The organism is Caballeronia calidae, assembly GCF_900044055.2.
Taxonomy (GTDB): Bacteria; Pseudomonadota; Gammaproteobacteria; order Burkholderiales; family Burkholderiaceae; genus Caballeronia; species Caballeronia calidae.
Window position 1 is genome coordinate 1 of the sequence record NZ_FCOX02000085.1, and the last position, 23,707, is coordinate 23,707.

The window sequence follows — 23,707 nt, forward strand, 5'->3', positions numbered from 1 at the left end:
CCAGTTTTCGCGCATCAGTTTTCGTATTCATACTTCTCTAACGCACGAGGCAGTATTTGGTGCACCGGTCAGTAACAAAGCTCGACCGACCGGAGCTTACATCTGCGCAGGTCATCGTCTCGGGAGGCCGTGGATTGGGCAGCCAGGAGAATTATCAAGCGGTGCTCGCTCCGTTGGCCGACAAGCTCGGTGCGGCTCTGGGTGCGTCTCGGGCCGCAGTTGACGCGGGTTTTGCGCCCAATGACTATCAGGTGGGACAGACTGGCAAGATCGTTGCACCAAGCCTCTATGTGGCCATCGGAATCTCGGGCGCGATTCAGCACCTGGCGGGGATGAAGGACAGCAAGGTCATTGTCGCGATCAACAAAGACCCGGAGGCTCCGATCTTCAGCATCGCCGACTACGGCCTCGCGGACGACCTCTTTGAGGCGGTGCCTGCACTCCAGCAAGCGCTGTGAACGAGGTAACCATCTCGAGTAAAGGTAGCGGGCGCGCCGCTCCTTAATAGTGCAAGTTGCTGGAACAGCGGCCGAACTCGGGGGTCACGAGTCCGGCCGCTTTCGATCTCGGGCCAGCCATGGTTTGGAGAGGCAGCTATTTTCAGATAAGGATTTTGCGGCCCGCAAAACTAGGAGTTTCATGAGGTCGGTTAATCGTTGACGTTACGATATACTGCACGGTGGGCGGCGTTCGCACCTGTCACAGCGTAGTGTCAAAGAGACTCAAACAACGTGCCCTAGGTGAGAACTCAAATAAGGGTTAACCGGTGAGACTCGCGCCCAGATTTCACCGAGGCTTGGGAGAGGTTTCATGTCGGAACTGCGAAAAAAAAATCGGGTGACTGTTAAGCCGATTTCGGCGCCAAAACCTTACGATATTCTTGCAAATCAGCTGCGGGAAAGTATCCTGCGCGGAGATATTCTTGAGGGGGATGCTCTCCCTACTGAGCGCGAGTTGGTTGACCAAACCGGTTTGACGCGTGGATCGGTGCGAGAGGCACTGCGGGTGCTTGCTGTGGAGGGCCTCGTTCAGACTCGCCAAGGGCGCTTCGGCGGCAACGTCGTGACTTTGCCCGGGAACGCCTCGATGGCAAACGCCGTAAGTCAGTTTGTGAGGGGGCGACGACTTCCGCTAAGGACAATCCATGAAACGCGCGAGACGCTTGAGCCTGCGCTTGCCAAATTCGCCGCGATCCACCGCAGCGAAGAGGATCTGCAAAAACTCAGGGCCATTCACGAAGATCTAGTCGCTTCCGCTGGAAGCCTGCAAGAGTTCTCGGTCAACAACATCAAGTGGCACAACGCTGTCGCGGAAGCCAGTGGCAACGAGCTGCTGTCTTCGATTTTGTACTCGATCTCCTACGGCGTAGCGGTATCCACTACCACCGAAGAATACGACACGGTCGAAACCCGGAAGGCGGTCATCCGCATTCACTCACGGATCAACGAGGCCATCGAGAAGCAGGATCCCGCCTTGGCCGAGAAGTTGATGCGTCAGCACATCGGTGCAACCGACGCACGAGCAGTGGCGCCGGGCACAACAGAAATTCCCCTGTCCGACGAAAAATAACGCGCACCCATGCCGGTTCACAGTCCTTGATCGGCGACGGCAGAGCCGCAAAATTTTTTAAAACGTCAATGGTTGACATTTGATGGTTGGCGTTCTATCTTGAAGGCATAGATGACCTTCGGAGCACAGCCGTGGAAGCGATCAGATCGGAGTTGCTGTTTCAGCAAAAGCTTAACGCGGCACAGCAACGCGTTAGGGCCTCGACCGGGGGCGCGGCGGAGAAGTCATTGCGGCTGGCGGCAGAGAAGTGGGTGAGCACGACCGCTCCGACAACAACGGTCCGGGTAAGCCGGCTTCCGAGCAATCAAACGACACGCGCGCCGCGATGCGTGAGAATTGAAAGCCGAATCTCGGAAGATCCAGTGGTGTTGTTTTTCTTTCGACATCCCGATGGAGCTTGGCGCGTTTTCCCGCCAAGCTCTGCCCGGAAAGCCGCTTAAAGGCGGTCTAACTCCGATGAGTTCCTGCTCTTGAATCAAATCGCGCCGCTCGCACGTAGTCGCTCGATTGACTGCGCATCGAGGCCCGCAAACTCACTCAGAATTTCGTCATTATCTCGACCGAGTTCACCGCTGGGCTCAAGCGTCATTGGGTCCGCATTGTCGAATCGAATGGGCGAGGTAGGCAATACCGTTTCGCCGTATAGAGGATGATTGATTTTCTGCAGAAAGCGTCTGTCAAATAATGACTGATCCGAAGTCACCTCAGAAAGATTCCGAACTGGCGCAAACGGAACACGCAATCGCCTCAAGATCGCGGAAATTTCCGATCGTGTTCTGCTCTGAGTGAAGTTCTCGACCACCTGGTCCACTTCTTCAAGACGCTCGACCCGAGCTGCCAACGTTGAAAACCTCGAATCGCCCACAAGGTCGGTTCGATCCATGGCAACGAGCAAAGACTCCCAATGCGCGTCGGTTACGCACAGCACGGCCACATAGCCATCAAGTGCGGGGTAGACGTTGTAAGGCGATTCCGCCATCCCGCCATGATGATTGCCGGTGCGCTCAATCGTCTGGCCCTTGGAGCGAAACCAGAGGCCTAACGTCGAACTGAGTGTTGGATAAACGGCCTCCAACATCGCCACTTCTACCTTCCGGCCTCGTCCTGTGCGCTCCCGCTCGTAAAGCGCCGTCATAATCGCACCATATAAATGCGTGCCGCCGGCAAAATCACAGATTGCCGGTCCGCATTTTACGGGAGCCCGATCCGCATAGCCCGTTATTCCCAACGCACCCGACATCGCTTGCACCGTGAGATCCATCGCAGGCATGTCGCTGTATTCACTGTTTGCCCCGTACCCCGAGCCTGTCGCATAAATCAGGCGAGAATTATAGTCTCGCAGTACATCGAAGCCGATATTCAGCCGGTCCATTACGCCAGGAGCGAAATTTTCAATCAAAACATCTGATTTTTTAATGAGATCAAGGAATATCTCGCGTCCGGCGTCGGACTTAAGATTGAGCGTGATGAACTTCTTATTGCTATTTAACATAGCAAACGGCAATGCAGCGCCCCCGACCACGCTGCGCCGCCTCAGATTCTCTCCGCACGGGGGTTCAACCTTGATGACCTTCGCGCCCGCCATGGCCAACAGAAAACCTGCATAGGGACCGTTGTACACCTGTCCACAGTCGATAACGGTAAGCCCGCTCAGCGGCAAACCATCGGCCATTTTGCCTCCTCGTTCTCTTTCTGTCGATTGCGTCGGTTCTGGCCTCTGGACCGGTGCGACTCCGCGTCCTCGGCCGTACTGAGACCGATTATAGCCGCGAGCAATTCCCCAATCTGCCGGTATCGACGGCTAAGGAAAAACCCTTTGCCCATGTTTGAGAATGTCAACGGTTGAGGTTAACCATTGACGTTTAAGATGCTGCCATGCTAGTTTGACGTTGCAGGGTCGCCCGAGATCAGCGGCGTCTGCGAAATAAAGCGTGGTCGGCAACTGTCGGCTGCCATTACAAGACTCGCCGCTTCGAACGGCGAAGGAGACGAAATGCGCGCTGCTACGTTGGTCCGCCTGGCTTTTGCTTGCCTCCTGTTTGCCGTTTTTGAGGGCAGCGGGTTTTGCCAGGACGTCGAGCCCGTCACGATAGCGGTCAGTTCCCGAAGTCTTCCCGGCACTGTTGCGCAGATTGCCAAGGAAATGGGGCTGTATGAGAAACACGGCATCGATGCGAAGGTCATTTCGATGGATAACTCGAGTGTTGCGACCGCTGCGCTGCTTTCGGGGTCGGTTCAATTCACTACATCGGCAGGCAATGAAGTGGTCATGGCTCAGGCTCGGGGACGGGACATCGTCGCCCTCAATAGTCTGTATACCGGCTTCAGCGGCGTTGTAGTCTTATCGAAGGCAGCGGCTGGAAAAGTGAAAGTTGCAGGGACGGCGCCTGTGCAGGATCGGCTGCGCGCCTTGGACGGGCTGGTCATCGCAGCACCTTCCGCTTCCTCATCCTTCGCCGCAGCACTGAGGCCCGCCGCTGAGTCGGCCGACGCAAAAATTAGATTCACCTATATGGCTCAGTCGACGATGGCTGCCGCTCTGGACAAGGGCGCGATCGATGGATTCATCGCGAGCGCACCGTTTTATGCCTTTCCGGCGCTGAACAACACCGGAGTCATCTGGGTCAACGGTCCGAAAGGCGAGTTTCCTGCGCAGTTCACCCCAGCGAGCGCCATTGGTCTGAATACGCTTCGTTCGTACGCGCAGGCACATCCGATCCTGACCAAAAAGATGAAAGCAGTCTTCGTGGATTTCGCCGCGACAGTAAAGAATGACCCGCAGGCCGTAAAGGCTGCTATTGGAAGACTCTTTCCGATGGATAGTAAAACCCTCGACTTTCTATTCGAATCTGAATCCGTCAGCTTCCGAGCAAAGACACCGACCGCCAGCGACATGGAGCGGGAGATCAAATTTGTTAAAGCGAGCGGTGCGGATGTCCCTAATCTGGACAAAGTTGACCCGAGAAAATTGCTGTACGTGGTCAACTGATTTCGTCACAGCGAGCATCGCTCGAACATCTACCGTTTATCCACGTTCACAGCCGAGAAGGATTTGACCATGCACCATGCCGTAGCGAAGGAGCACGTCGGAGAAGTCGACCCCAAGGACGCAATCGAGCCCGACCTGCCAATTGTCGATCCTCATCATCACCTGTGGCATCCGTTTGCCGATCGGTATTTTGCTGATGCCTTCCAGAACGACATTCTGTCGAGCGGTCATAACGTGACCGACACTGTCTACGTTGAGTGCAGTGTCATGAACCGGGTTGACGGACCTGCACATCTCCGGTCTGTCGGCGAGGCGGAATTCGTCTCGGGCATGGCGGCGATGGGTGCGAGCAAGGTACTTGGACCGACGCGAATTTGCGCTGGCTTCGTGGGCGCAGCCGACCTCGCCATGGGCGCCGAAGTCAGCGAGGTGCTCGATGCGCTACAAGCGGCGAGCGGTGGTCGCTTGAGAGGCGTCCGGGGCGTTGCAAACTGGGACGCTGATCCTTCGGTCAACAGCGGAAGCAGACCGCTGGCTCCCAAAGGTTTGCTGCTAGACAAAAAATTCCAGGAGGGCGCCGAGACGCTCACCAGTCGTGGCTACGTGTATGACGCGTGGCAGTACTTCCCCCAGCTTGGCGAATTGACGGAACTGTCCGATCGGCTTCCGAACGCGACCATCGTAGTGAATCACTGCGGTGGCCTGCTCGGGGTAGGAGCGTACAGCAATCCAGAGAATTTCGGTCGATGGAAAGCGTTGGTTGCGGAAATCGCAAAACGGGAAAATGTTTTGATGAAGCTGGGCGGTTTATCTGGAAGGCGAAATGGTTTCGGCTATGACGCGCGCAGCGAACCTCCAACGCTGGATGATCTCGTTTCTGATTGGAAGCCGTTCATCGAGACTTGCATTGAGTTTTTTGGAGCGAACCGCTGCATGTTTGAAAGCAATTTTCCTGTCGATGCGGTGGCGGGAAGTTATCAGCGTATCTGGAACGCGTTCAAAACAATCGCGTCAGCCTGTTCTGCAGATGAGAAAACGGCCCTTTTCAGCGGTACGGCTAAAAGAGCTTATCGAATCTAAAGTCTGACTGATCGATAAGGTTTTACATCCTTTAGGAACAGGAGACTTTATGAAGATTGGCTTTATTGGGCTTGGCACGATGGGGCGAGGCATGGCTGCGAATATTCAAAAAGCCGGCTACGCGCTTGTCGTCCATGACATATCACAATCCGCTGCAGCGAGTCATTTGGAAAATGGTGCGGAATGGGCGGCCTCTCCGCGCGATCTCGCTGCGATGTGCGACGTCGTGTTTACTTCGCTTCCTACGCCTGCCGATGTTGATGCCGTGTGCCACGGTCAGCTTGGTCTCGCTGCGGGGTTTCGAAAGGGGGCGGCTTGGTTCGACCTTTCAACCAATTCGGTTGAGGGCGTGCGTCGCCTCCATGCGAGCCTGGCTCAGGCCGGCGTGGAGTTCTTTGATGCGCCGGTCAGCGGAGGCCCTGCGGGCGCCGCCTCGGGTCGACTGGCGATCTGGGTCGGAGGTAGCAAGGCCGGCTTTGACAAGCACGAAGCGATCCTGAAGGGCATGGGCGACCAGATCCTTTACATCGGTGACATTGGGGCAGGGACCATCGCGAAGCTGGTTCACAACTGCGCCAGCGCCGCGATCAGCGCTGTGATGGCGGAAGTAATTACGATGGGCGTGAAGGCCGGTCTGGATCCGCTGCCGCTCTGGCAAGCCATTCGGCAAGGCGGTATCGGGCGCCAACGTTCATTCGAGAAAGTGGGCACGCGCTTCTTGCCCGGCGAATTTGACCCACCCAGCTTTGCGCTTCGACTCGTACATAAGGACGTTCAGCTGAGTCTTCAGCTAGCTCGAGACGCAGGCGTGCCTATGCGGATATGCAACCTCGTTGGCCAGGAGATCACTGAAGCAATGAACCGAGGCTGGGGTGAGCGCGACAGTATGGCCTTTATGCTATTGCAGCAAGAGCGTTCAAACCTTCCGGTAATCAAGGTCCCTCTTGAGAGCATTAAGGAGGTCATCGCCAACGATCGATAGTCTCGCTTTCATTCTCTGTTGGTCGCACAGCGGTCACAGGCGTCGTGCATGGTGGGCCGGCTCAAGCAAAGTCGGCCCATCGTGCTTTGGTGTCGTGAGCGGTCCAAATTCAATGCGACTGCCCACGATCGATACCTCGTTCGATCGTTTCAAGCCATTGGTCCAAGTTCGCCCGCGCCAAATGCAACAGCCTGTCGACCAAACTCGGATCATTCGCGGCCTCCAGACAATTATGAAGGGCGAGGTAAGCGCTCACTTCAAATCGCATTAGCCAACTGAGCTCCCGTTGCCGTTGAGGGCAACCACGTGCGAGCGCGTTGGTCTCCACGATGGCGTTCCTGAGTTTCTCGCTTACGTAAGACAGTGAAACTCCATGACGAACTTCGGTCGAGACGTAGGCCGAACCGATCTTGGAAGGGATTCCATCAATAGGCGTTTTCAATAGTCACTCCACACGTATCTGACCTCTCCAAGAAGGGCATCGCTCGCCTACCGTGAAGACGCGCAACGATTGCAGCCTATCAGCGCGTTGGCTTTTCAGTCAATGATCAACATTTAATCGCGTTACGGGAGGGATGCACGTCGAACGGCCTCCGGGAGCGGCCTTTCGGGCAGGCAGCATCAGGGAAACCCTTAGTAATTTGTTAAACGTTGACCATTGACGTTATGAAAAGGCCCTGCTACTTTAGCGTAAAGGTCGTCGGCAGTTTGCGGCTTCGAGTTCGCCTCTCGTCGAACCACCCAGGTGGTCGAGACGGCCCGACGAAGCGTCGCTGCTGCGATGAAGAAACATAACTCTGGAGACATTCAATGAACTGGGAAGCCAGTCGTCCAATTTCATCTGTCGGCACGCACGTGCGCGCTCACTTTCAGACCTGGCCCGCATCCGCATTTAATTGGATCGCTGCAGTGGCTCATCGCTGAGCCAGCGCCAGTGCTTGACCACTTCTCGCTCCGCTCAGAAGAGAATCTTCAACCGAACTGCAATCGAGCAAATCCATGAACAGTGTCTATTCCTTACCCGAGTCGGCTTACGTCGATCAAGAAGTTGCCATCGAGTTCGATGGCGTTGTAGCGCGTTTCGGAGCGCTGCACGCGATGGGACCGACGACGCTCACCGTGAAAAAGGGCGAGTTTCTCGCAATTGTTGGACCCAGTGGCTGCGGAAAGTCGACTCTGCTCAACATGATCGCCGGTACGCTCAAGCCGGCCGAGGGTACCGTCCGTTACAAGGGAAAAGTTGTCGACCAGATCAACTATGACGTCGGCTACCTGACGCAGAAGAACTTCTGCCTTCCGTGGCGCACGGTCGAAGACAACGTTCGACTCCCTCTTGAGTTTCGCAAATATCCCAAGGCCGAGGCAAAGAAGCGGGTCCAAGAGGCCCTGCAGAAAGTTGGGTTGAAGGGTTTCGAAAAAGCGTATCCCAAGCAACTGTCCGGCGGCATGCTTCAACGAGTGATGATTGCGCGCACTCTCTCGTACAGCCCCGATATCTTCTTGATGGACGAACCTTTCGGGAGCCTCGACGCACAGTTGCGCACCCATATGCATACCGAGCTCTTGCGCCTGTGGCAGGAGACGGGTGCCACCTTTCTCTTCGTGACGCACGATCTTCAGGAGGCGATCACTTTGGCCGATCGCGTTGTGGTCATGTCAAAGAGACCGGGAAAACCGAAGCTTATTGTCGACATCAACCTCGAGCGTCCTCGCGACGTGATCGACATTCAATCAAATCCGGCGTTTGGCGCATACGTCAAGCAGCTTTGGACCGCATTAGACGTGCATTAAGGAGACAAACATGTCGACAATCACTGCAAAGAGGACGGAACGCAAAGTGCCGAAGTTTCGATTCTTTCGGAACACCGATCACATTATCCAGATCAGCCTTGCGATCGTTATTCTTCTGGCGTGGGAAGGTATCGCGAGGGCGCTCCACACAGAGTACTACACAAGTACTCCAAGTCAGGTGGCCCTCGAACTAAAACGCTGGGCACTCTCCGGCCAGTTGGCCACGGACCTTCAGTTGACGCTCACGGAAGCGGGAATCGGCTTTTTAATTGGCAGCGCGGTGGGAGGCGTCACGGGTTTCATTTTGGGATGGGTACGTCGCGCGGGCGATATTCTTGAGCCGTTCATCTTGTCGCTGTACACGATGCCAAAGATCGCCCTGGCACCACTCTTTGTCCTTTGGTTTGGCATTGGAGCGTTTAACAAGATCATGTTTGCCGCACTGCTTGTGTTCTTCATGGTCTTTTTCACGACCTATCAAGGAACCCGGCAAGTGGACCGAGATCTGGCCGAAAATGCTCGGTTGCTGGGTGCGCAACGTTGGGACGTGTGGACCAAAATCGCGATTCCCTATGCAGCAGTTTGGGTGTTCACCGGCATCAGAATTGGCCTTCCCTACGCGTTGATTGGAGCAATTGTCGGTGAATTCGTTGCTGCTCAAGCCGGTGTGGGCTTCTTCATCAAGCAGCAGTCCGACTACTTCAATACGGCGGCAGTCTTCGCCGGCCTCATTGTCCTGATGGCAATCAGCCTGGCTTTGCTCGTGATTCTGAGGTTCATCGAGCGTTGGGCACTCGGGTGGCAGGACGCCAAGGGCGTGATCCAGTCCAACGACGCGAGCGCGTAAGACGATCCTTATAACTGTCGGACCTAGGAGTGTGCCTTTTCCTAGGTTCGGCAGCACAGGAAGAAGATTTGTGAAGGGGAGGCGGGGCGTCGATCGAGAGGGTAAGTACGCACCGCCGCACCGCAAATCGCCCGCTGCTTTTCGGCCCACAAAGTACGGCAACCGTGTCCCTATAAACAATGATGCCAACAGCTACGAGCTTCATTCGCACCTTTACTCTGCTTGTGTTTCTTTCTTTGTGCGCCTCGTCCGCTTCGGCCGAGTCGTTGCAACAAGTAAGCATTGGACTCAGTTCGAATAGTTTCCCGTCTTCGAGTACTCGTCTCGTCAAGGAGATGGGGCTGTTTGAGAAGCATGGTCTCGACGTCAAGATCGTTCCAATGGATAACGCCAGTGTGGCCTCCATGGGACTTCTTTCGGGCTCGGTAGACTTCACGGCGGCAGGCCCGAGCGATGTCGTCATCGCGCAGGCGAAAGAGCAGCCCGTTGTTGTGGTCGCAAACCTTTATCACGGATTCAGTGGCGTCTTGGTGGTCAGAAAGACGGTTGCGGAGAAATTGCGTACTTCCGCGAGTGCGCCGGTGGCTGAACGCCTGAAAGCGCTGGATGGTTTGACGATTGCGGCGCCGAGTGCCACCGCCACCTCATTGCTTACGCTTCAGTCCTCAGCGCAAACCGCAGGTTCCAAGCCGAAGTATGTTTACATGAGTCAACCTGCAATGGTAACGGCCCTGAAGGCGGGCGCAATCGACGGTTTCATCGCGAGCTCGCCTTTCTATGCAAGCTCGGTAATTGAAGGGTCTGGCGTGGTGTGGCTGAACGGCCCGAAGGGTGACTTCCCGGCTGAGTCGATGCCGCCGAGTACAGTAACGCTCAATGCGAAGAGCCAATTTATTCGCGAGCATCCCGATGTGATCAAAAGGGTCAATGCGGCGTTTGAAGAGTTTTCGTCGACAGTTGCGCAGAATCCTAAGCAAGTGAGAGCTGCAGCCGCTCGCGTCTTTCGAGATCTCGACGCAAAGACACTCGATTTGATTTGCGAAACGGAGCTCGCTTCCCTCAACACGCGGCCATTTTCGCTCGATGATGCAAGGCGTGAGATCGCCTTTGTGAAATCTGGGATGGCGAATAACCAGATGCGACGAGCCTTAAATCCTCAACAACTTCTGTACAGGGAATAACACGCGTCTCGTCGTGCGCCTCGCGGAACGCGACGCACTTTCCAGGAGCGGTGGTCCTATAAAGAATGCGGGGAACCGCGCATTACATTCATTCGATTGGTAAGGAGAACAGCGGTGGGAGATCGTTCAATCATTAAGATGTTTAAGAAAGCCTCGTTCGTAGCGCTTGCATTGTTCGTTTCGCAGGTTTCCATGGCAGATTCCACCCGTGAGGTGAGTATTGGCCAGAATTCTCCGAGCTTGCCTGCGGCTGCCTCGAGAATTGCGAATGAACTCGGCCTCTTCGAGAAGCACAATATTAAGGCCAAAGTGGTTCCGATGGATAATGCCAGTGTGACGACCATGGGCATGATTTCTGGGTCGCTTGACTTCGCGACCACGGCTCCGACGGATGTAGTGGTATCTCAGGCGCGCGGACAAAAAGTGGTGGCGGTTTGCAGCGTGTACACCGGATTTGCCGGCGTTCTTGTTCTTTCAAAGGCTGCAGCTGCGAAGACTGGAGTTTCGGCAACAGCGCCAGTGAAGGATCGGCTCAAGGCATTGAACGGCTTGCTCATTGCCTCACCTAGTGCGACATCAACCTATACGTTCGCGTACAAATCGGCCGCCGAGGCGGCGGGCGCTAATATCAAGTTCGTATACATGTCGCAGCCCGCAATGGTTGCAGCGCTTGAAAGCGGTTCGATCCAAGGATTCATTGCAGGCTCGCCCGTCTATGCTCGCCCGATCGTGGCGGGGTCGGGAGTGATGTGGATAAACGGCCCGAAACGAGAGCTGGGCGATCAATATACCCCCATTAACGCTCTGACGTTGAACGCTCGTCGCGATTTTGCCCAGGACAATCAAAGCCTTGTCAAGAACCTGACAGCGGTGTACGCGGACCTCGGGAAGGCCGTTGAAGAAAGGCCGGCGGCAGTTAAAGCGGCGATTCTCAAACTGTACCCGGAGTTGGATTCCAAGACGGTTGAGCTCATTTATGCGACTGAGTCGCAAGGGTTCAAAGCGAAACCGTTGACGAAGGCTGACATGGCACACGAGATTGCGTTCGTTCAGAAGAGCGGAATGCCGATACAAACCGAGAAGCTTGACCCAGCCGCAATGATCTTTCCGTGATTTTGATACGAAATCATTTCTGGAATAAGCCGGGGTTCGATGAGCGGACCTCGGCGCTCGGAGTTACGTGATGTCGAACGAGAATCAAAGCGGAGCATTCGAGTGGCTGGGGTTGGTTGGACGTGTTTGCGTTGTAACGGGCGGCGGAGACGGAATCGGGGCTGAGACGGCTCGCATCCTCGCGCGAGCGGGTGCGCGGGTAGCCATCCTCGACCGGAACCTAGAACATTCTCAAGACGTCGCCGATGAGATCCGCGTATCGGGAGGAACCGCTATCGCTGTCTGGGTAGACGTGGCTCAACGCGAAGCGGTCCTCAGCGCGGCCTCAGAGGTGTCGCGGACGTTGGGCCCCTGCAATGTGCTCGTGAACAACGCTGCCGTCCGACATGAGGGTCCGCTTCTGACGATCTCAGCAGCACAGTGGGAAACCGCTTTAGCAGTCAACCTAAGTGGTCCCCTGATTTGCAGTCAAGCGTTTGGAGATCAGATGGTCCGTAACGGTATGGGCGGCAGCATCATCCACGTTGGCTCAATCTGCGGTCACTTTCCTCGAGCTAACGGCGGAGCTTATAGCACGTCGAAAGCGGGGCTGATGATGCTGTCCAACCAGCTTGCAGTCGAACTTTCCGAATACGGCATCAGGAGTAATGTTGTCGCTCCAGGCTTCGTAAAAACGCCGCTCAGCGCGAGTATTTATGAGAACCCCGAGGTGGAGCGGAGACGGGTAAGTGCCGTCCCGTCCGGACGAATCGGCACGACGCGCGATCTGGCCGACATGATTGCATTCCTGGCAAGTGATCGCTCCAGTTACGTCAACGGTCAATCGGTTTTGGTGGACGGCGGCGTCAGCCAAACCCTCATGAAGCTGGTGCCACGTTAAAGGAATCTCTTCCTGCATGCGTGTGTGCCCACCCACCCACCCACGGCCTTGGGACGGCTGTCGGCTCATCGAGGCAGATGATTCAAACGCCATCGAAGTTCATTGGAGACTCCATGCCTGATTATCCCCAGCCGCGCCAGTTCATTGCGGGAGAATGGCAACAGGCGCATCGAGCTTCTGCCGCCGCAGTTACAAATCCCGCGACAGGCGAACTGCTAGCCGAGGTCCCGAGGGCGACAATTCAAGATCTCGACGACGCACTTGCGGCTAGCGATCGTGCGTTTCATGTTTGGCGAGATAAAAGTGCAGCCGAGCGCGCCTCGATTTTGAAGCGGACAGGCGAACTCCTCCGCGAACGGGCCCCTGCGCTGGCCAGGGAGATGACTCTTGAGCAGGGCAAGACAATCAGTGAAGCGGAGGGCGAATTTAAGTTCGCCGGCGACGTTTTTGAATGGAACGCTTTCGAAGGGATGCGCACATATGGACGCGTAATTCCGTCGCGCGTTCCTGGTTCTCGCCAGATGGTCTTGATCGAGCCACTTGGACCGATTGCCGCCTTCACGCCTTGGAACTTTCCAGCGGGAATTCCAGCGAGAAAGATTGCTTCAGCGCTCGCTGCCGGCTGCTCGATGATATTGAAGCCCTCGGAGGAGACGCCAGCATCAGTGATGGCGATTGCGCAGGCGCTCGCGGATGCTGGGCTCCCGGATGGTGTTTTCAATATCGTGTTCGGTGTGCCTTCCGAAGTCTCGAACCGTCTCATTGGTTCTCCCATCGTCCGCAAAGTTCACTTCACGGGCTCAACAGGCATCGGTCGACATCTGGCACTGCTTGCTGCACAAGGGCTGAAGCCGTGCACTCTCGAGTTGGGCGGCCATGCCCCGGTTCTCGTATTTGACGATGCCGACTTCGACAAGGCGGTCGCCACCTGTCTTGCAGGCAAGATTCGAAATGCCGGACAGGTCTGCACGTCGCCCACGCGCTTTCTGATCCAAGACGGCATCTATGATGCATTTGTCGCACGCTTCGGAGAAGCTCTAGATGGCGTCGCCGTGGGCTCGGGCCTGGATCGGAATAACCAGATGGGCGCGCTCGCTAACTCGCGGCGCCTGGAGGTGATGGAAGATCTTACCGGCGATGCAATCCGCTACGGGGGGAGATTGGTGTGCGGTGGCGTGCGCGGCGGCGACAAGGGATATTTCTGGCGTCCAAGCTTGGTGGCTGACGTTCCAGGATCTGCGAAGGCCATGCATACCGAACCGTTCGGTCCTCTGGCATTTGCGCGTCGATTTTCGTCCTTGCAGGAAGGGGTTGAGGAGGCCAACAGTCTCCCGTACGGATTAGCTGCGTATGTGTTCACACAATCTGCGGCAACTGCGGCCACCGTCGCGAATGAGTTGCAGGCCGGAGGCGTTGGGATCAATACGTTCACGCTGTCCGCCCCCGAGGCTCCGTTTTGTGGGGTCAAAGATAGTGGATACGGAGCGGAGGGCGGCCCCGAGGGACTGCAGGCCTTCACGCATACCAAGTTTGTTCACCACGTTTTGTGATCGAGGCATCCGGCTGAGAAGTCGGAACAGTAGTTCTCTCCTTTCCTCGATGCCGCGCTCGTCCCGCCACCTGGTCGACCGACAGGTGTGAGCGCGGCTTTTTTTCTTTCCGAACGTGACCGTCGCAGCGGCCTTTTGTTCGTCCTCGAGTGATGAATGGCAGAGCTTGCTCGTTAATCGACGTCTCCGATCCTCCGCGTAGACGAGTTGATGTGAAGCATCCGTCATCGGTTGCTCAATAGATATTTCACAAGTATGAAAAAGAGACGATGACTACAAAGCGTTATGGATTGGCCTATCAGGGAAAATACGTAACAATCTGTCAACGGTTAACCATTGGAAAAATATGAGGAGCATGGTAACTTTGTTTACACACGTTGAGCTTCGAAGCGTCGTCAACGACAGACAGGTCGTCAGGCCGCAGGTCTCGTGCTAAACGCCGGGCCCATTCGCGCACGCGCCGACTCCCACCACGCGAGTCTTTGTTTGAAACGCAAGTCCCTCAGTTGATCCACGGCCCGATGTACAGATTCGCGGAACCATTGCTGGCCGAAATGCATTGAAACGGTAGTACACCTTATAATTAAATGGAGGCTTAAAGGTCATGACCCGCATCAAACTAAGCGCGATTGGCGCGGCTAGCGCGTTAGCATTCTGTGCCACTCCCACGTTTGCTCAGAGTAGTGTCACGCTGTACGGGATCGTGACGACTGGCGTGGGTTGGCAAAACAGCCAAACCACTGTGGGATCCACATCTGGTGGTCGCTCAGCGACCAAGATGATCTCGGGGATCTGGGCGGGAAGCCGTTTCGGCCTCAAGGGAGCCGAAGATCTTGGCGGTGGCACGAAGGCGCTGTTCGTACTGGAGGAAGGGTTTAGCAGCGTGAACGGAAATATGTCTTACTCGAATCTCATGTTTGGCCGGCAAGCCTGGGTGGGCGTGACGAATTCGACGTACGGTACGGTGTCCGCAGGCCGGCAGTACACCTCGTATTACTCGCTGCTCGGACCGTACGGGCCGACAACGTGGCTGACCGGCTATTACGGCGCGCACCCCGGCGATATCGATGGTCTCGACACATCGTTTCGTACCAACAACATGTTGGTCTACACCTCCCCGAGCTTTAACGGTCTGACCGTCAGCGGTTCCTATGCTTTGGGTGGCGTTCCGGGCAGCATTAACCGTGGGTCCACGATTTCGGCGGCAATCCAATACCTGCAAGGACCGATTGCACTCGCGGCAGGTTATCAGCGGACCAACAACTCCACGGTCGGCGGCGGTGACTACGGTGCAGAGTCCACGGCAAATTCCGCAGGCCAGCCGGCCGTATCGGCACTGACCAACGGATACAGGTTGGCCCAGGCTCAGCAGCGTATTGCGGTGGTGGGCGACTACAAATTCAATGAAGCGTGGGAAGTCTCCGCATCCTATTCGAACGTTCAATACGTCCCTGGGGTCAACTCGAAATTTAGCGATGAAGCGATCTTCAACACGGTTGGCGCGGTGCTTCATTTCAAACCGGGTCCAGCATGGGATTTGGCCGGGGGCTATTCCTATACTCGTGCGACACAAGCGAACGGAATCACGAACTCCGCTCAGTATCATCAGGTAACGCTGTCGCAGTACTACAGTCTGTCCAAGCGTACGGGTCTCTACGCCGTAGAAGCGGTTCAGCGCGCGAATGGCCAGACGTTGGGGACCAATCAGAATGTCATCAATGCAACTGCGTCAATCGGTGATGGCATGAACTCAACGCCGGCTTCATGCCGAACCCAAGTGGCGGCAGGTGTTGGGATTATTCACAAGTTCTGATTGCGCTCAGAGGTTCGTAGGGCTTCGGCGCGTCTTGCCGAAGCCTCATGCACCTTTTCGGAGAATATGGAGAAGCTTTCTACGGCGCTAATTGGAGGACGTTGTGGAAGTCTGGTCAGGGACGAGGAGAGTATTTCTGGCGGCATTGCTTGCCTGTTCGACACATGCGGCTGTGGCTCAAGAGCTGATGAAGGTAAGGATCGGTTTGGCTTCGCCAAGCTTACCTGGAGCGGCGGCTCGCATAGCCAACGCGATGGGGCTCTTTGCCAAAAACGGACTCGATGCGACCGTGCTGCAGATGGATAACGGAAGCGTGGCCATGATGGGTCTGTTGTCGGGGTCGGTCGACTTCACGACAGCGAGCGGAGCCGATGTGGTGGTGTCGCAGTCCAGAGGGCAACAGATTGTCGCTGTCTTGAGTATCTATCATGGCTTTGCCGGCCAGCTTGTGTTGTCAAAATCTGTGGTGTCCGCACGAAAGATTGCTGCAGACTCGCCCACAGACACGAAGGTCAAGGTACTTGATGACCTCGTCGTTGCGTCTCCGAGCGCAACTTCTCCGTTTACGATCGCACTGAGAAGTGCAGCAGAGTCTGTCGGCGCGAAGATTCGGATCGTGTACATGAGCCAGCCCGCGATGCCGGCTGCGCTCAGCACTGGGTCGATTCAGGGCTTTATTAGCAGTTCACCCTACTACGCCCGTCCTGTTCTAGACGGAACGGCGCTCTTGTGGCTCAGCGGCCCGAAAGGCGAGTTTCCCAGCCTTGCTACACCAGCAAACAGCATGACTCTTAATACCCGAGCCGACTTTGCGCGAACTCATGTCGATCTGGTCAACCGGGTGCGCGCTGTTTTCACTGACTTCGCGCGCGCGGTGGTTGAGCGCCCTGCGGAGGTGAAGGCGGCGGTCGCGAAGCTATTCCCGGATCTCGACTCAAAGACGCTAGATCTTCTGTTTAAAACGGAGTCAAGGGGATGGGAGGGCGGGACCGTAACGGTTGATGACATGGTCCATGAGATAGCGGTTGTCAAATCAAGCGGTGTGCCGCTGCCAGACGTGAACAAACTGGAGCCTCGCAACATGTTGTTGAAGTAGTAATGCCTGCTCTGACAGGAGCAGGAGCCTCTCACGCGCCCGGACGCGCATCAGGTGGGCGGGTTCCGGACCCGCCAGAGTCAATGCACAAAAGCACGGAGGAACAATGAAGACGGATACGGGCGATCGAGTCGCAGGTAAGGTTGCGATTGTCACAGGAGCAGGCTCGGTAACGGAAGGCATCGGAAACGGACGGGCAGCTGCATTGATGCTCGCGCGTCAGGGCGCGAAGGTTGCGCTGCTGGACATTAACGAGCGTTCCGCAAATGACACGCGCCGCATGATCGAGGAAGAAGGCGGTGAATGTTTCGCGATGGAGACGGATGTCACGAATCCGGCCTCCTGTGAAGAGGCAGTGCGAAGGACCGTATCGCAGTGGGGGCGGCTTGACATTCTCGTCAACAACGTCGGCACGGCTCGTGTCGCGGGCGATGCAACGCAGGTGGACATCGAGGCGTGGAACCGTGGCATGCTTATCAACGTCACTTCGATGATGCTGATGGTCCGCTTTGCCGTACCCGAGATGAAGAAGTCCGGAGGCGGGTCGATCATAAATATCTCGTCGATTGTCGCCTTGCATGGTGGTCATACGAACCTGTTTTATCCGACCTCGAAGGGCGCATTGTTGAACATGACGCGTACCATGGCAGGCAATCACGGACCTGACGGAATTCGGGTCAACTGCATTTGCCCAGGGTTTCTGTATACGCCGGTGATTGAATCGGCCGTCGACAACTCCGGTGGCGGCGTGCCTGACTCCGTTCGTGAGACGCGAAAGAACGCCGGTGCGATTAAGACTGAAGGCACTGCATGGGACGTTGCCTACGGGATTCTCTACCTTGCCAGTGACGAATCTCGCTGGGTGACGGGCGTCGTTTTGCCGATTGACGCCGGTGTGAGCGCAATCTCTCCTCATTTCCAGAAGAGCAGCCCATCTGCGATGATGCGCGGTCACGAGAAGCATTGGGAGGCGTCGGCCAGCGGAAATTTCCCGAGTCAACCGAACAGGTGAGGGAAGTCGTATCGCGGAGCCGCAGATGAAGGCGAGGGTGTACCGAGGTCGGTACACTTTTTAACGACAGGTTCGCCTGGCCACGAGGGCTTCGGCGCAACGCTCATGTCTGTCGGCAATCAACTCTTGAACGCTAGAACAGAATGGATCAGTTCCGTCATCTCTCAGCAGGAGCTCGTCTCTACTACGGCGCGGGGGCACTCAAGGCATTACCCTCTGAACTGGATCGAGTCGCGAGTGCTCGCGTCGCGGTTCTGGTCGGATCGAGTGTTGCGGCAAGTGCCGACCTGATGGATTTGGTTGCCACATCTGTTGGGAATCGTCCGCTTTCGGTGCTGACGTCAGTGAGAGCGCAGAGCCCAGTAGATTCCGTGTTTGCCGCAGCAAAAGGACTGCGAGAATCGAAGGCGGACGCGCTCATCGCCGTGGGGGGTGGGTCGGCAATCGTCACAGCAAGGGCGGCGAACATATTGGCGTCAGAGGATCGCTGCATCGACGACCTCTGCTCGCGGCTCCAGCCCGACGGCCAATTCTCCTCTCCGAAGCTATCAGCCCCAAAGCTTCCACAATTCGTCATTCCCACGACCCCTACTACCGCGATGTATAAGGCAGGGAGCGCCGTCGTTGAGGGGAAAGACCGTCGGCGCCATACGATGTTCGATCCCAAAACGCGCGCAAGGGCGATATTCATACACCCGGAATTTTCCCTTTCTGCACCGACCGAGTTGGTTGAGACCGCGAGTTTCAATGCCCTTGCAATGGCCGTCGAGGGCCTGGTGAGCGACCAAGCGAATCCAATCTCAGACGCGTACCTGATGCAGTCGTTGCGGTTGCTTTCTCAGCGCCTTCCAACGTCGGGCCAGAGGGGAGTCGATTCTCGAGGGCGGGGCGAACTGATGCTCGCAGCGCTCTTGTGCGGACAGGGCACCGATGACGCCTCGCCAGGCCTAGCAGCGGCGTTAGGTCACACGCTCGGCGAGCGATTCAACGTCGCCAATGGTGCGGTTAATGCGGTACTGCTGCCCCATACGATGCGGTTCAACCTGATACAAACCGCCGATCGCCTCCCGAAGATCGCCGAGGCGTTAGGCGCTTCCGGTACCTGTGCGATATCCGCCGTCGAAACCCTCCTGCGTGCCTCTGCGGCGCCCTCACGGCTTCGGGACCTGGGCGTGCCGCAATCAGGACTGAAGCAGATCCCAGAGCTCGCGGCGAATGATTGGTTCTTTCACAAGAATCCGAGAAGAGTCGAGAGCGCTGGCGAAATTGCCCAGCTCTTGCAATTCGCCTGGTAAGGGTGCAAGGCGGCCGAGTTGAAGCCGCCATTGATCATCCGGCGCTCAGAACGCGAGGACTTGCTCCCAGACAAGCTCGCGACGCTCGACTGATTCCCCATAGAGCCGTTGTGGCGGCCGCAGAACGATCCGTCGTTGGTCGAGAAATTCGACGCCTCGAACTTGACGTCCCCCAATTCGCGTCGGATCTGACGCCATGTCGACCGACACTTCGAGCGTCGCTCCGTCGAATGTGTAGAGGCCGCCGTAGGAGCTGTAGGCTCGACGCGCGTTGGGCTTGAGTTCTTCGTCTCCGTTACACAACGCAGCGAGCATGCGACCTCGCGAGAAAATGATCTCGCCCAGCGGATGTGCTCCATATGGCGGTTCAAGCGGAGCGCCGTCCTTATCCCACGCTCGGCTTTCAACAAGTCGCCAAATTCCTTCGATTCCGCTCATTGTGCGTCCCTTCTGTAGTTGGATGAATGGCCAAGTATTGCCCGGGTGCAACGCGCCTTATTCATTGGTTAACCAATTTTCTACGGTCTGGCCGTTCGCGTCAATCGGTATAGACATCGATAGTAAACAAGAGCGTTTGACCTCGGTGAGCCGGCAAGCGATAATTGGTTAACCAATAACCGCACGGCGGTCCCAGTCTGCGCTGGGTGTTTGCCGCAGCATTCGATCCGCAGAGATTCGGTTGTTGATTGGAGGGAATGAATGCTCAGAGACAGAAGGGTACTTATAACGTCTGTTGGCCGCGCGTCGCTGGCGGGCGCATCGCACGTGCGTGATGCTGGCAGCTCAAGTCTTCCCAGCGACTCGGACCACGCGCTGCCCACCGAGGGCCGTGATGAATCCGCGTTCACTGAGAAGGATGGCAACTCGGCGGGACCATCGCTCTGTTTCACACTGACGTCCACCCGCGAGACAGCACTCCGAGAGCTCTGGTTTCCCTTCGCGACGACGATTGAGGCTCGTCGGGGCATGGTTTCCATTGTGAGGGCGCAGGGGGCGTATCGATGCTGCCCAAAGCCGCGCGTCGTAGTGCCTGCACAATTCATGTTCGATATTGAGCTACATCCGGACGCGACTGGCGCCTCTGAACTGACCCTGGTCGTTCCTGTAGATGCCGACTCAATATCGAGAGGCCCGGAAGACCAATTGCGAGTGGCGCTTCTCGAACGCCCGGGAGGGAAGTCCTTGAGTTGCTATCTCGCCGCTGCCGTGTTTATTAACCCGGACGAAACGTGGGATATCCCAAGACTGAGCGATCTCACGGGAATGGATGAAACGCAGCTTCGTAGACGCTTATTTGCAGAATCTCACTCCCTGACCGAGCTTGTAAGGAAGCAACGGATGCAGCGAGCGCTGATCAATCGTTTTTCAACTTAGCCTCATGAATTGGCCGATGACGCGGGGGCGCCTGCGGCCAAACACCCGCGTGGTGAGATGCAAACCGCTTACCGAGCGACTTACGAGTGCAGGAACGGAAGAAGCAGGAGCAGTCCTGAGACTAGCGTCATAGGGATGAAAGCGATCGTGGTGAAGCCCATCACACGACGAATATTCACCCCTGTGATCGCGATAACCGGCAAGAGCCACATTGGCTGAATCATATCGCCGGTTCCCTCTCCCACAGCGACGCCGATTATCGTGGCGGCCAGCGGCGCGTGTAGGTGGTTGGCGGCCGAAATGACGAATGGCCCTTGGACGGCCCAGTGCCCTCCTGCGCTTGGCACAAAGAGGCTGATGACAATTGAGGAAAGGTAGGTCACCAGCGGCAGCGTCGCGGGCGAGGCCACTGCGATGACAAGCTCGGCAATGCGATCTGCAAGTCCCGTCGAGAGCACAATCCCCATGATGCCGCCGTAAATTGGAAATTGCAGCAAGATGGGTCCGGTGAGCCTCGCGGCTCTGTTGATCGACGCAACGTAAGCTCGAGGCGTCCAGTGCAATACCATACCGCCTACTAGGAAAAGCACGACGACGGAGACAAAATCAAAGGGGAGCCCATGTGAGACGAAATAAGCCACACACAACAAGGCAAAGAACACGTTCACTACGCATGAGGTAGCGAGCCATTCTGCGAATGTGGAGCGAGCAGTCCTTCCGGTATGCGTCGTCTCCGAGGCATCCGGCCCGCTGTCAGGTGCATCAGGTGAATCGGCCAGAGCTCTTGGCCGAGCGACCCAGAAGACTGCCGGCAAGGTAATCAGCAAGGCGATGATTATCGAGAGATTGAGGTTCGACAAAAGTGTTCGCGAGAGAGGAAGAGTGAACCCCATCAAGCGCTCGACAACATTCATGTTTGAACCATGGGTGTTGCTGATGAGATAGATCGCGGAGGAGAATCCAGAGCTAAACAGCGTAAATCCGCTGTAGGCAGCTGCGACAAGCCACGCGGCGTCTACTCGAACGTTGCGTGTCAATTCACGGCATAGACGGCCTGCGACGACGAGCCCCAGTGCCCAGTGAATCATGCTCGCGAGCGCGCTGGCGAAGATGGCGAGCAACAGTGCCGAGAAAACGCATCTCGGAGCCGATGCGACTCGACTTAGGAACCGTTCGACCGGCGGCGACTCGGACAAGGCGTATCCCGTCACGAGCATGAGCGCGATCAGGAAGGCGAAGCCAGAAATATCAAACAAACCTTTGTACCACGCGGCGAGGACGCTGGTTGGCGTTGCCTTGGGTGCGAAAGCCAAAGACAGCGCAGCTGTGAGGGCGGTGAGAAGAATGGCAACGATGAAGGGATCGGGCATGTATCGCTCGAACGCGCCAATGAGGCGTGCGCTCAGAGAGGAGAGCAAACCTTCGTTCTCTGCTTCGACATGCTGCGCGGCGCTTTTGCTGAGATTTTCCAACACTGTGTCTCCTTCAACCTCTTGGGCGGGTCACGACCGTCATGCGCGGACTTATCGTCCTTCGTGTGCTAACCAAGTTCTCCCGCTGGTCCGGCCCGCCTTTGACGACGGAGCTGGATCTCGGGCATCCAAAACGAAACGGTGGCGATCGCTATACACACCAACACCATCGCTTGGAAGGTGCAGTGCATCGCGTACTGCAACGAAAGCGACACCGCCGGATCAACAGTCGTTGGCGCCGAGCCGAAGGTGAGGGCCCGACGTAACTCGCTGATCGTCGATTGGTGCCCGTCGAGCGCAGAGCCTAGCGAAATGTTGAACACCGTTCCAAAGAATGCTGCACCCAGCGTGCTTCCGATGTTGCGACAAAAGAGGTTGGCTGCTGTCGCGCTACCTCGCTGGTCTACGCGGACAACCTCCTGAACGAGGATGAGCGATGCGATGCCAAGATTTCCCATTCCGAACCCCATGATTGCCGACCCGCAGGCTGCGAGAATCGGGGATGGAAAGGCATCTACGACAAGAAACATGCACGCCCCAATAGGCATGAAGATGCTGCCCGCCACAAAGATGCGCCTGATTCCGACCTTTGGAATGATTCGGGCTGCGATGGTCGCGCCAATCGGCCAACCGACCATGACCATAGTCAATGCAAGCCCGGCTTGCACCGGTGAGCGATGAAGCACCACCTGCATGTACATTGGCAGGAACGAAGTCAACGCAATCAATGCCATCGCAGCGAAAAGGCTGCCGAGATTCGCGACGGCAATCGGTCGTTTGCGCCACATCTCGAATGAGATCACGGGCTCGGCGGCTCGTTTCTCGACGAAGAAAAAGAGAACGACGCTCGCAATCAGCGCCGCTCCCGTGAAACCCAACGTCACTGAATTGTTGGGCGGTTCAAGCTCGGATAGGAACAACATCAAAGCTGCGATGGCGCTTGTAGACAGGACCGCGCCAAGCAGGTCCAAACGGGCACGTTCCGTGGGGGCGTCCTCTTTCAGCAGCGCCAGGAAGCCGGCAAATGCGAAGATTCCCACAGGCACATTAATCCAGAATATCCAGGACCAAGAGAAAGCATGCACAAGCAGTCCGCCCAGCAACGGGCCCGTGAGCGCCGAAACGGCCCAGACGCTTGCAAGGTACCCCTGGACGCGGCCCCGCTCGCTACCCGGAAAAAGATCCGCAATGATTGTCACGACCACGGGTTGGACGGCACCCGCGCCTGCGCCTTGGACCAAACGGTAGACGATCAGCTGGATCATCGTCTTAGCGAAGCCGCATAACAGCGATCCAACGAGGAAGATCGCCAAAGCAGACAGGACAGCAGGCCGCCTACCGAGCAAATCGGCCAATTTGCCGAAAATCACCGTCGCTGAGGTCTGTGCAAGGAGGAATGCACCGAACACCCAGCTGTATTTGTCGAGCCCTCCCAGATCCGAGACTATCCCTGGCATTGCAGTGGAGACGATCGTCATTTCTACAGCAATCATGGCCATCGAGGTCATGACCATTGCGACAATGCTTCGACGCGAGTTCTGGCTCGAAACTGACATGGGAACGTAAGATCGTCGATCCGATCAATCGTAAGCGATCCACGAACGACGCCCCTCAGAGTATGTGGTGGAACGCGTGGGGCGTGGTAGAGGCAGGTCAGCGGAGG

19 protein-coding genes and 1 pseudogene are annotated in these 23,707 nt (G+C 56.6%); 16 read left to right on the forward strand and 4 right to left on the reverse strand.

What is annotated here, in order from left to right; translation table 11 throughout:
- Positions 1-59: 59 nt before the first annotated feature.
- Together AWB78_RS37115 and AWB78_RS37120 are read left to right on the forward strand one after the other, a co-directional pair.
- A pseudogene (locus AWB78_RS37115) lies at positions 60-458 on the forward strand (electron transfer flavoprotein subunit alpha/FixB family protein); the annotation flags it as partial.
- 352 nt (positions 459-810) lie between these two features.
- Positions 811-1,569: a FadR/GntR family transcriptional regulator gene (locus AWB78_RS37120; RefSeq protein WP_062611702.1), complete on the forward strand. Its 759-nt coding sequence runs from the start codon at positions 811-813 to the stop codon at positions 1,567-1,569.
- A 475-nt stretch (positions 1,570-2,044) separates the two neighbouring features.
- Here AWB78_RS37120 and AWB78_RS37125 read toward each other — a convergent pair whose 3' ends face one another.
- Positions 2,045-3,241 carry a CaiB/BaiF CoA transferase family protein gene (locus AWB78_RS37125; RefSeq protein ID WP_062611703.1) on the reverse strand — a complete coding sequence of 399 codons (1,197 nt, stop codon included), beginning with the start codon at positions 3,239-3,241 and terminating at the stop codon, positions 2,045-2,047.
- A 321-nt stretch (positions 3,242-3,562) separates the two neighbouring features.
- Here AWB78_RS37125 and AWB78_RS37130 point away from each other — a divergent pair, with 321 nt between their 5' ends.
- The 13 genes from AWB78_RS37130 to AWB78_RS37190 all read left to right on the forward strand — a co-directional run bounded on the left by AWB78_RS37130 (position 3,563) and on the right by AWB78_RS37190 (position 19,198).
- Positions 3,563-4,558 carry an ABC transporter substrate-binding protein gene (locus tag AWB78_RS37130; protein ID WP_062611704.1) on the forward strand — a complete coding sequence of 332 codons (996 nt, stop codon included), beginning with the start codon at positions 3,563-3,565 and terminating at the stop codon, positions 4,556-4,558.
- 69 nt (positions 4,559-4,627) lie between these two features.
- Entirely contained in the window at positions 4,628-5,638 is a 1,011-nt protein-coding gene (locus tag AWB78_RS37135; RefSeq protein ID WP_062611705.1) for an amidohydrolase family protein, read from the forward strand.
- 49 nt (positions 5,639-5,687) lie between these two features.
- Entirely contained in the window at positions 5,688-6,620 is a 933-nt protein-coding gene (locus tag AWB78_RS37140; protein ID WP_062611706.1) for an NAD(P)-dependent oxidoreductase, read from the forward strand.
- A 999-nt stretch (positions 6,621-7,619) separates the two neighbouring features.
- On the forward strand, positions 7,620-8,411 hold the full coding sequence (locus tag AWB78_RS37145; RefSeq protein ID WP_062611707.1) for an ABC transporter ATP-binding protein: 792 nt from the start codon (positions 7,620-7,622) through the stop codon (positions 8,409-8,411).
- Positions 8,412-8,421: 10 nt separating this feature from the next.
- Positions 8,422-9,258 (forward strand): ABC transporter permease, encoded by an 837-nt coding sequence (locus tag AWB78_RS37150; RefSeq protein WP_062611708.1) that lies wholly within the window; start codon positions 8,422-8,424, stop codon positions 9,256-9,258.
- A gap of 266 nt (positions 9,259-9,524) precedes the next feature.
- On the forward strand, positions 9,525-10,439 hold the full coding sequence (locus AWB78_RS37155; protein WP_198399425.1) for an ABC transporter substrate-binding protein: 915 nt from the start codon (positions 9,525-9,527) through the stop codon (positions 10,437-10,439).
- A 114-nt stretch (positions 10,440-10,553) separates the two neighbouring features.
- Positions 10,554-11,552, forward strand: a complete 999-nt coding sequence (locus AWB78_RS37160; RefSeq protein ID WP_157697743.1) for an ABC transporter substrate-binding protein — start codon at positions 10,554-10,556, stop codon at positions 11,550-11,552.
- Between the two features lie 70 nt (positions 11,553-11,622).
- Positions 11,623-12,432: an SDR family NAD(P)-dependent oxidoreductase gene (locus AWB78_RS37165; protein ID WP_062611711.1), complete on the forward strand. Its 810-nt coding sequence runs from the start codon at positions 11,623-11,625 to the stop codon at positions 12,430-12,432.
- 113 nt (positions 12,433-12,545) lie between these two features.
- The gene (locus tag AWB78_RS37170) at positions 12,546-13,982 is read left to right on the forward strand and encodes an NAD-dependent succinate-semialdehyde dehydrogenase (protein ID WP_062611719.1); all 1,437 of its coding nucleotides are present in this window, start codon (positions 12,546-12,548) and stop codon (positions 13,980-13,982) included.
- Positions 13,983-14,586: 604 nt separating this feature from the next.
- Complete coding sequence (locus tag AWB78_RS37175) at positions 14,587-15,795, forward strand: porin (RefSeq protein WP_062611712.1); 1,209 nt, start codon at positions 14,587-14,589, stop codon at positions 15,793-15,795.
- A 103-nt stretch (positions 15,796-15,898) separates the two neighbouring features.
- Positions 15,899-16,891, forward strand: coding sequence for an ABC transporter substrate-binding protein (locus AWB78_RS37180; protein WP_157697744.1), 993 nt, complete (start codon positions 15,899-15,901; stop codon positions 16,889-16,891).
- Positions 16,892-16,997: 106 nt separating this feature from the next.
- On the forward strand, positions 16,998-17,903 hold the full coding sequence (locus AWB78_RS37185; protein ID WP_074173630.1) for an SDR family NAD(P)-dependent oxidoreductase: 906 nt from the start codon (positions 16,998-17,000) through the stop codon (positions 17,901-17,903).
- Positions 17,904-18,046: 143 nt separating this feature from the next.
- Positions 18,047-19,198: an iron-containing alcohol dehydrogenase family protein gene (locus AWB78_RS37190; protein ID WP_063959079.1), complete on the forward strand. Its 1,152-nt coding sequence runs from the start codon at positions 18,047-18,049 to the stop codon at positions 19,196-19,198.
- A gap of 45 nt (positions 19,199-19,243) precedes the next feature.
- Here AWB78_RS37190 and AWB78_RS37195 read toward each other — a convergent pair whose 3' ends face one another.
- Positions 19,244-19,636 (reverse strand): lipocalin-like domain-containing protein, encoded by a 393-nt coding sequence (locus AWB78_RS37195; RefSeq protein WP_074173631.1) that lies wholly within the window; start codon positions 19,634-19,636, stop codon positions 19,244-19,246.
- Between the two features lie 603 nt (positions 19,637-20,239).
- On the opposite strand from AWB78_RS37195, the gene AWB78_RS47045 reads away from it, so the two are divergent.
- Positions 20,240-20,572 (forward strand): helix-turn-helix transcriptional regulator, encoded by a 333-nt coding sequence (locus AWB78_RS47045; RefSeq protein WP_157697745.1) that lies wholly within the window; start codon positions 20,240-20,242, stop codon positions 20,570-20,572.
- 80 nt (positions 20,573-20,652) lie between these two features.
- Here AWB78_RS47045 and AWB78_RS37205 read toward each other — a convergent pair whose 3' ends face one another.
- Together AWB78_RS37205 and AWB78_RS37210 are read right to left on the reverse strand one after the other, a co-directional pair.
- Positions 20,653-22,044 (reverse strand): TIGR00366 family protein, encoded by a 1,392-nt coding sequence (locus AWB78_RS37205; RefSeq protein WP_157697746.1) that lies wholly within the window; start codon positions 22,042-22,044, stop codon positions 20,653-20,655.
- 68 nt (positions 22,045-22,112) lie between these two features.
- Entirely contained in the window at positions 22,113-23,600 is a 1,488-nt protein-coding gene (locus tag AWB78_RS37210) for an MDR family MFS transporter (RefSeq protein ID WP_062611718.1), read from the reverse strand.
- Between the last annotated feature and the right edge of the window lie 107 nt (positions 23,601-23,707).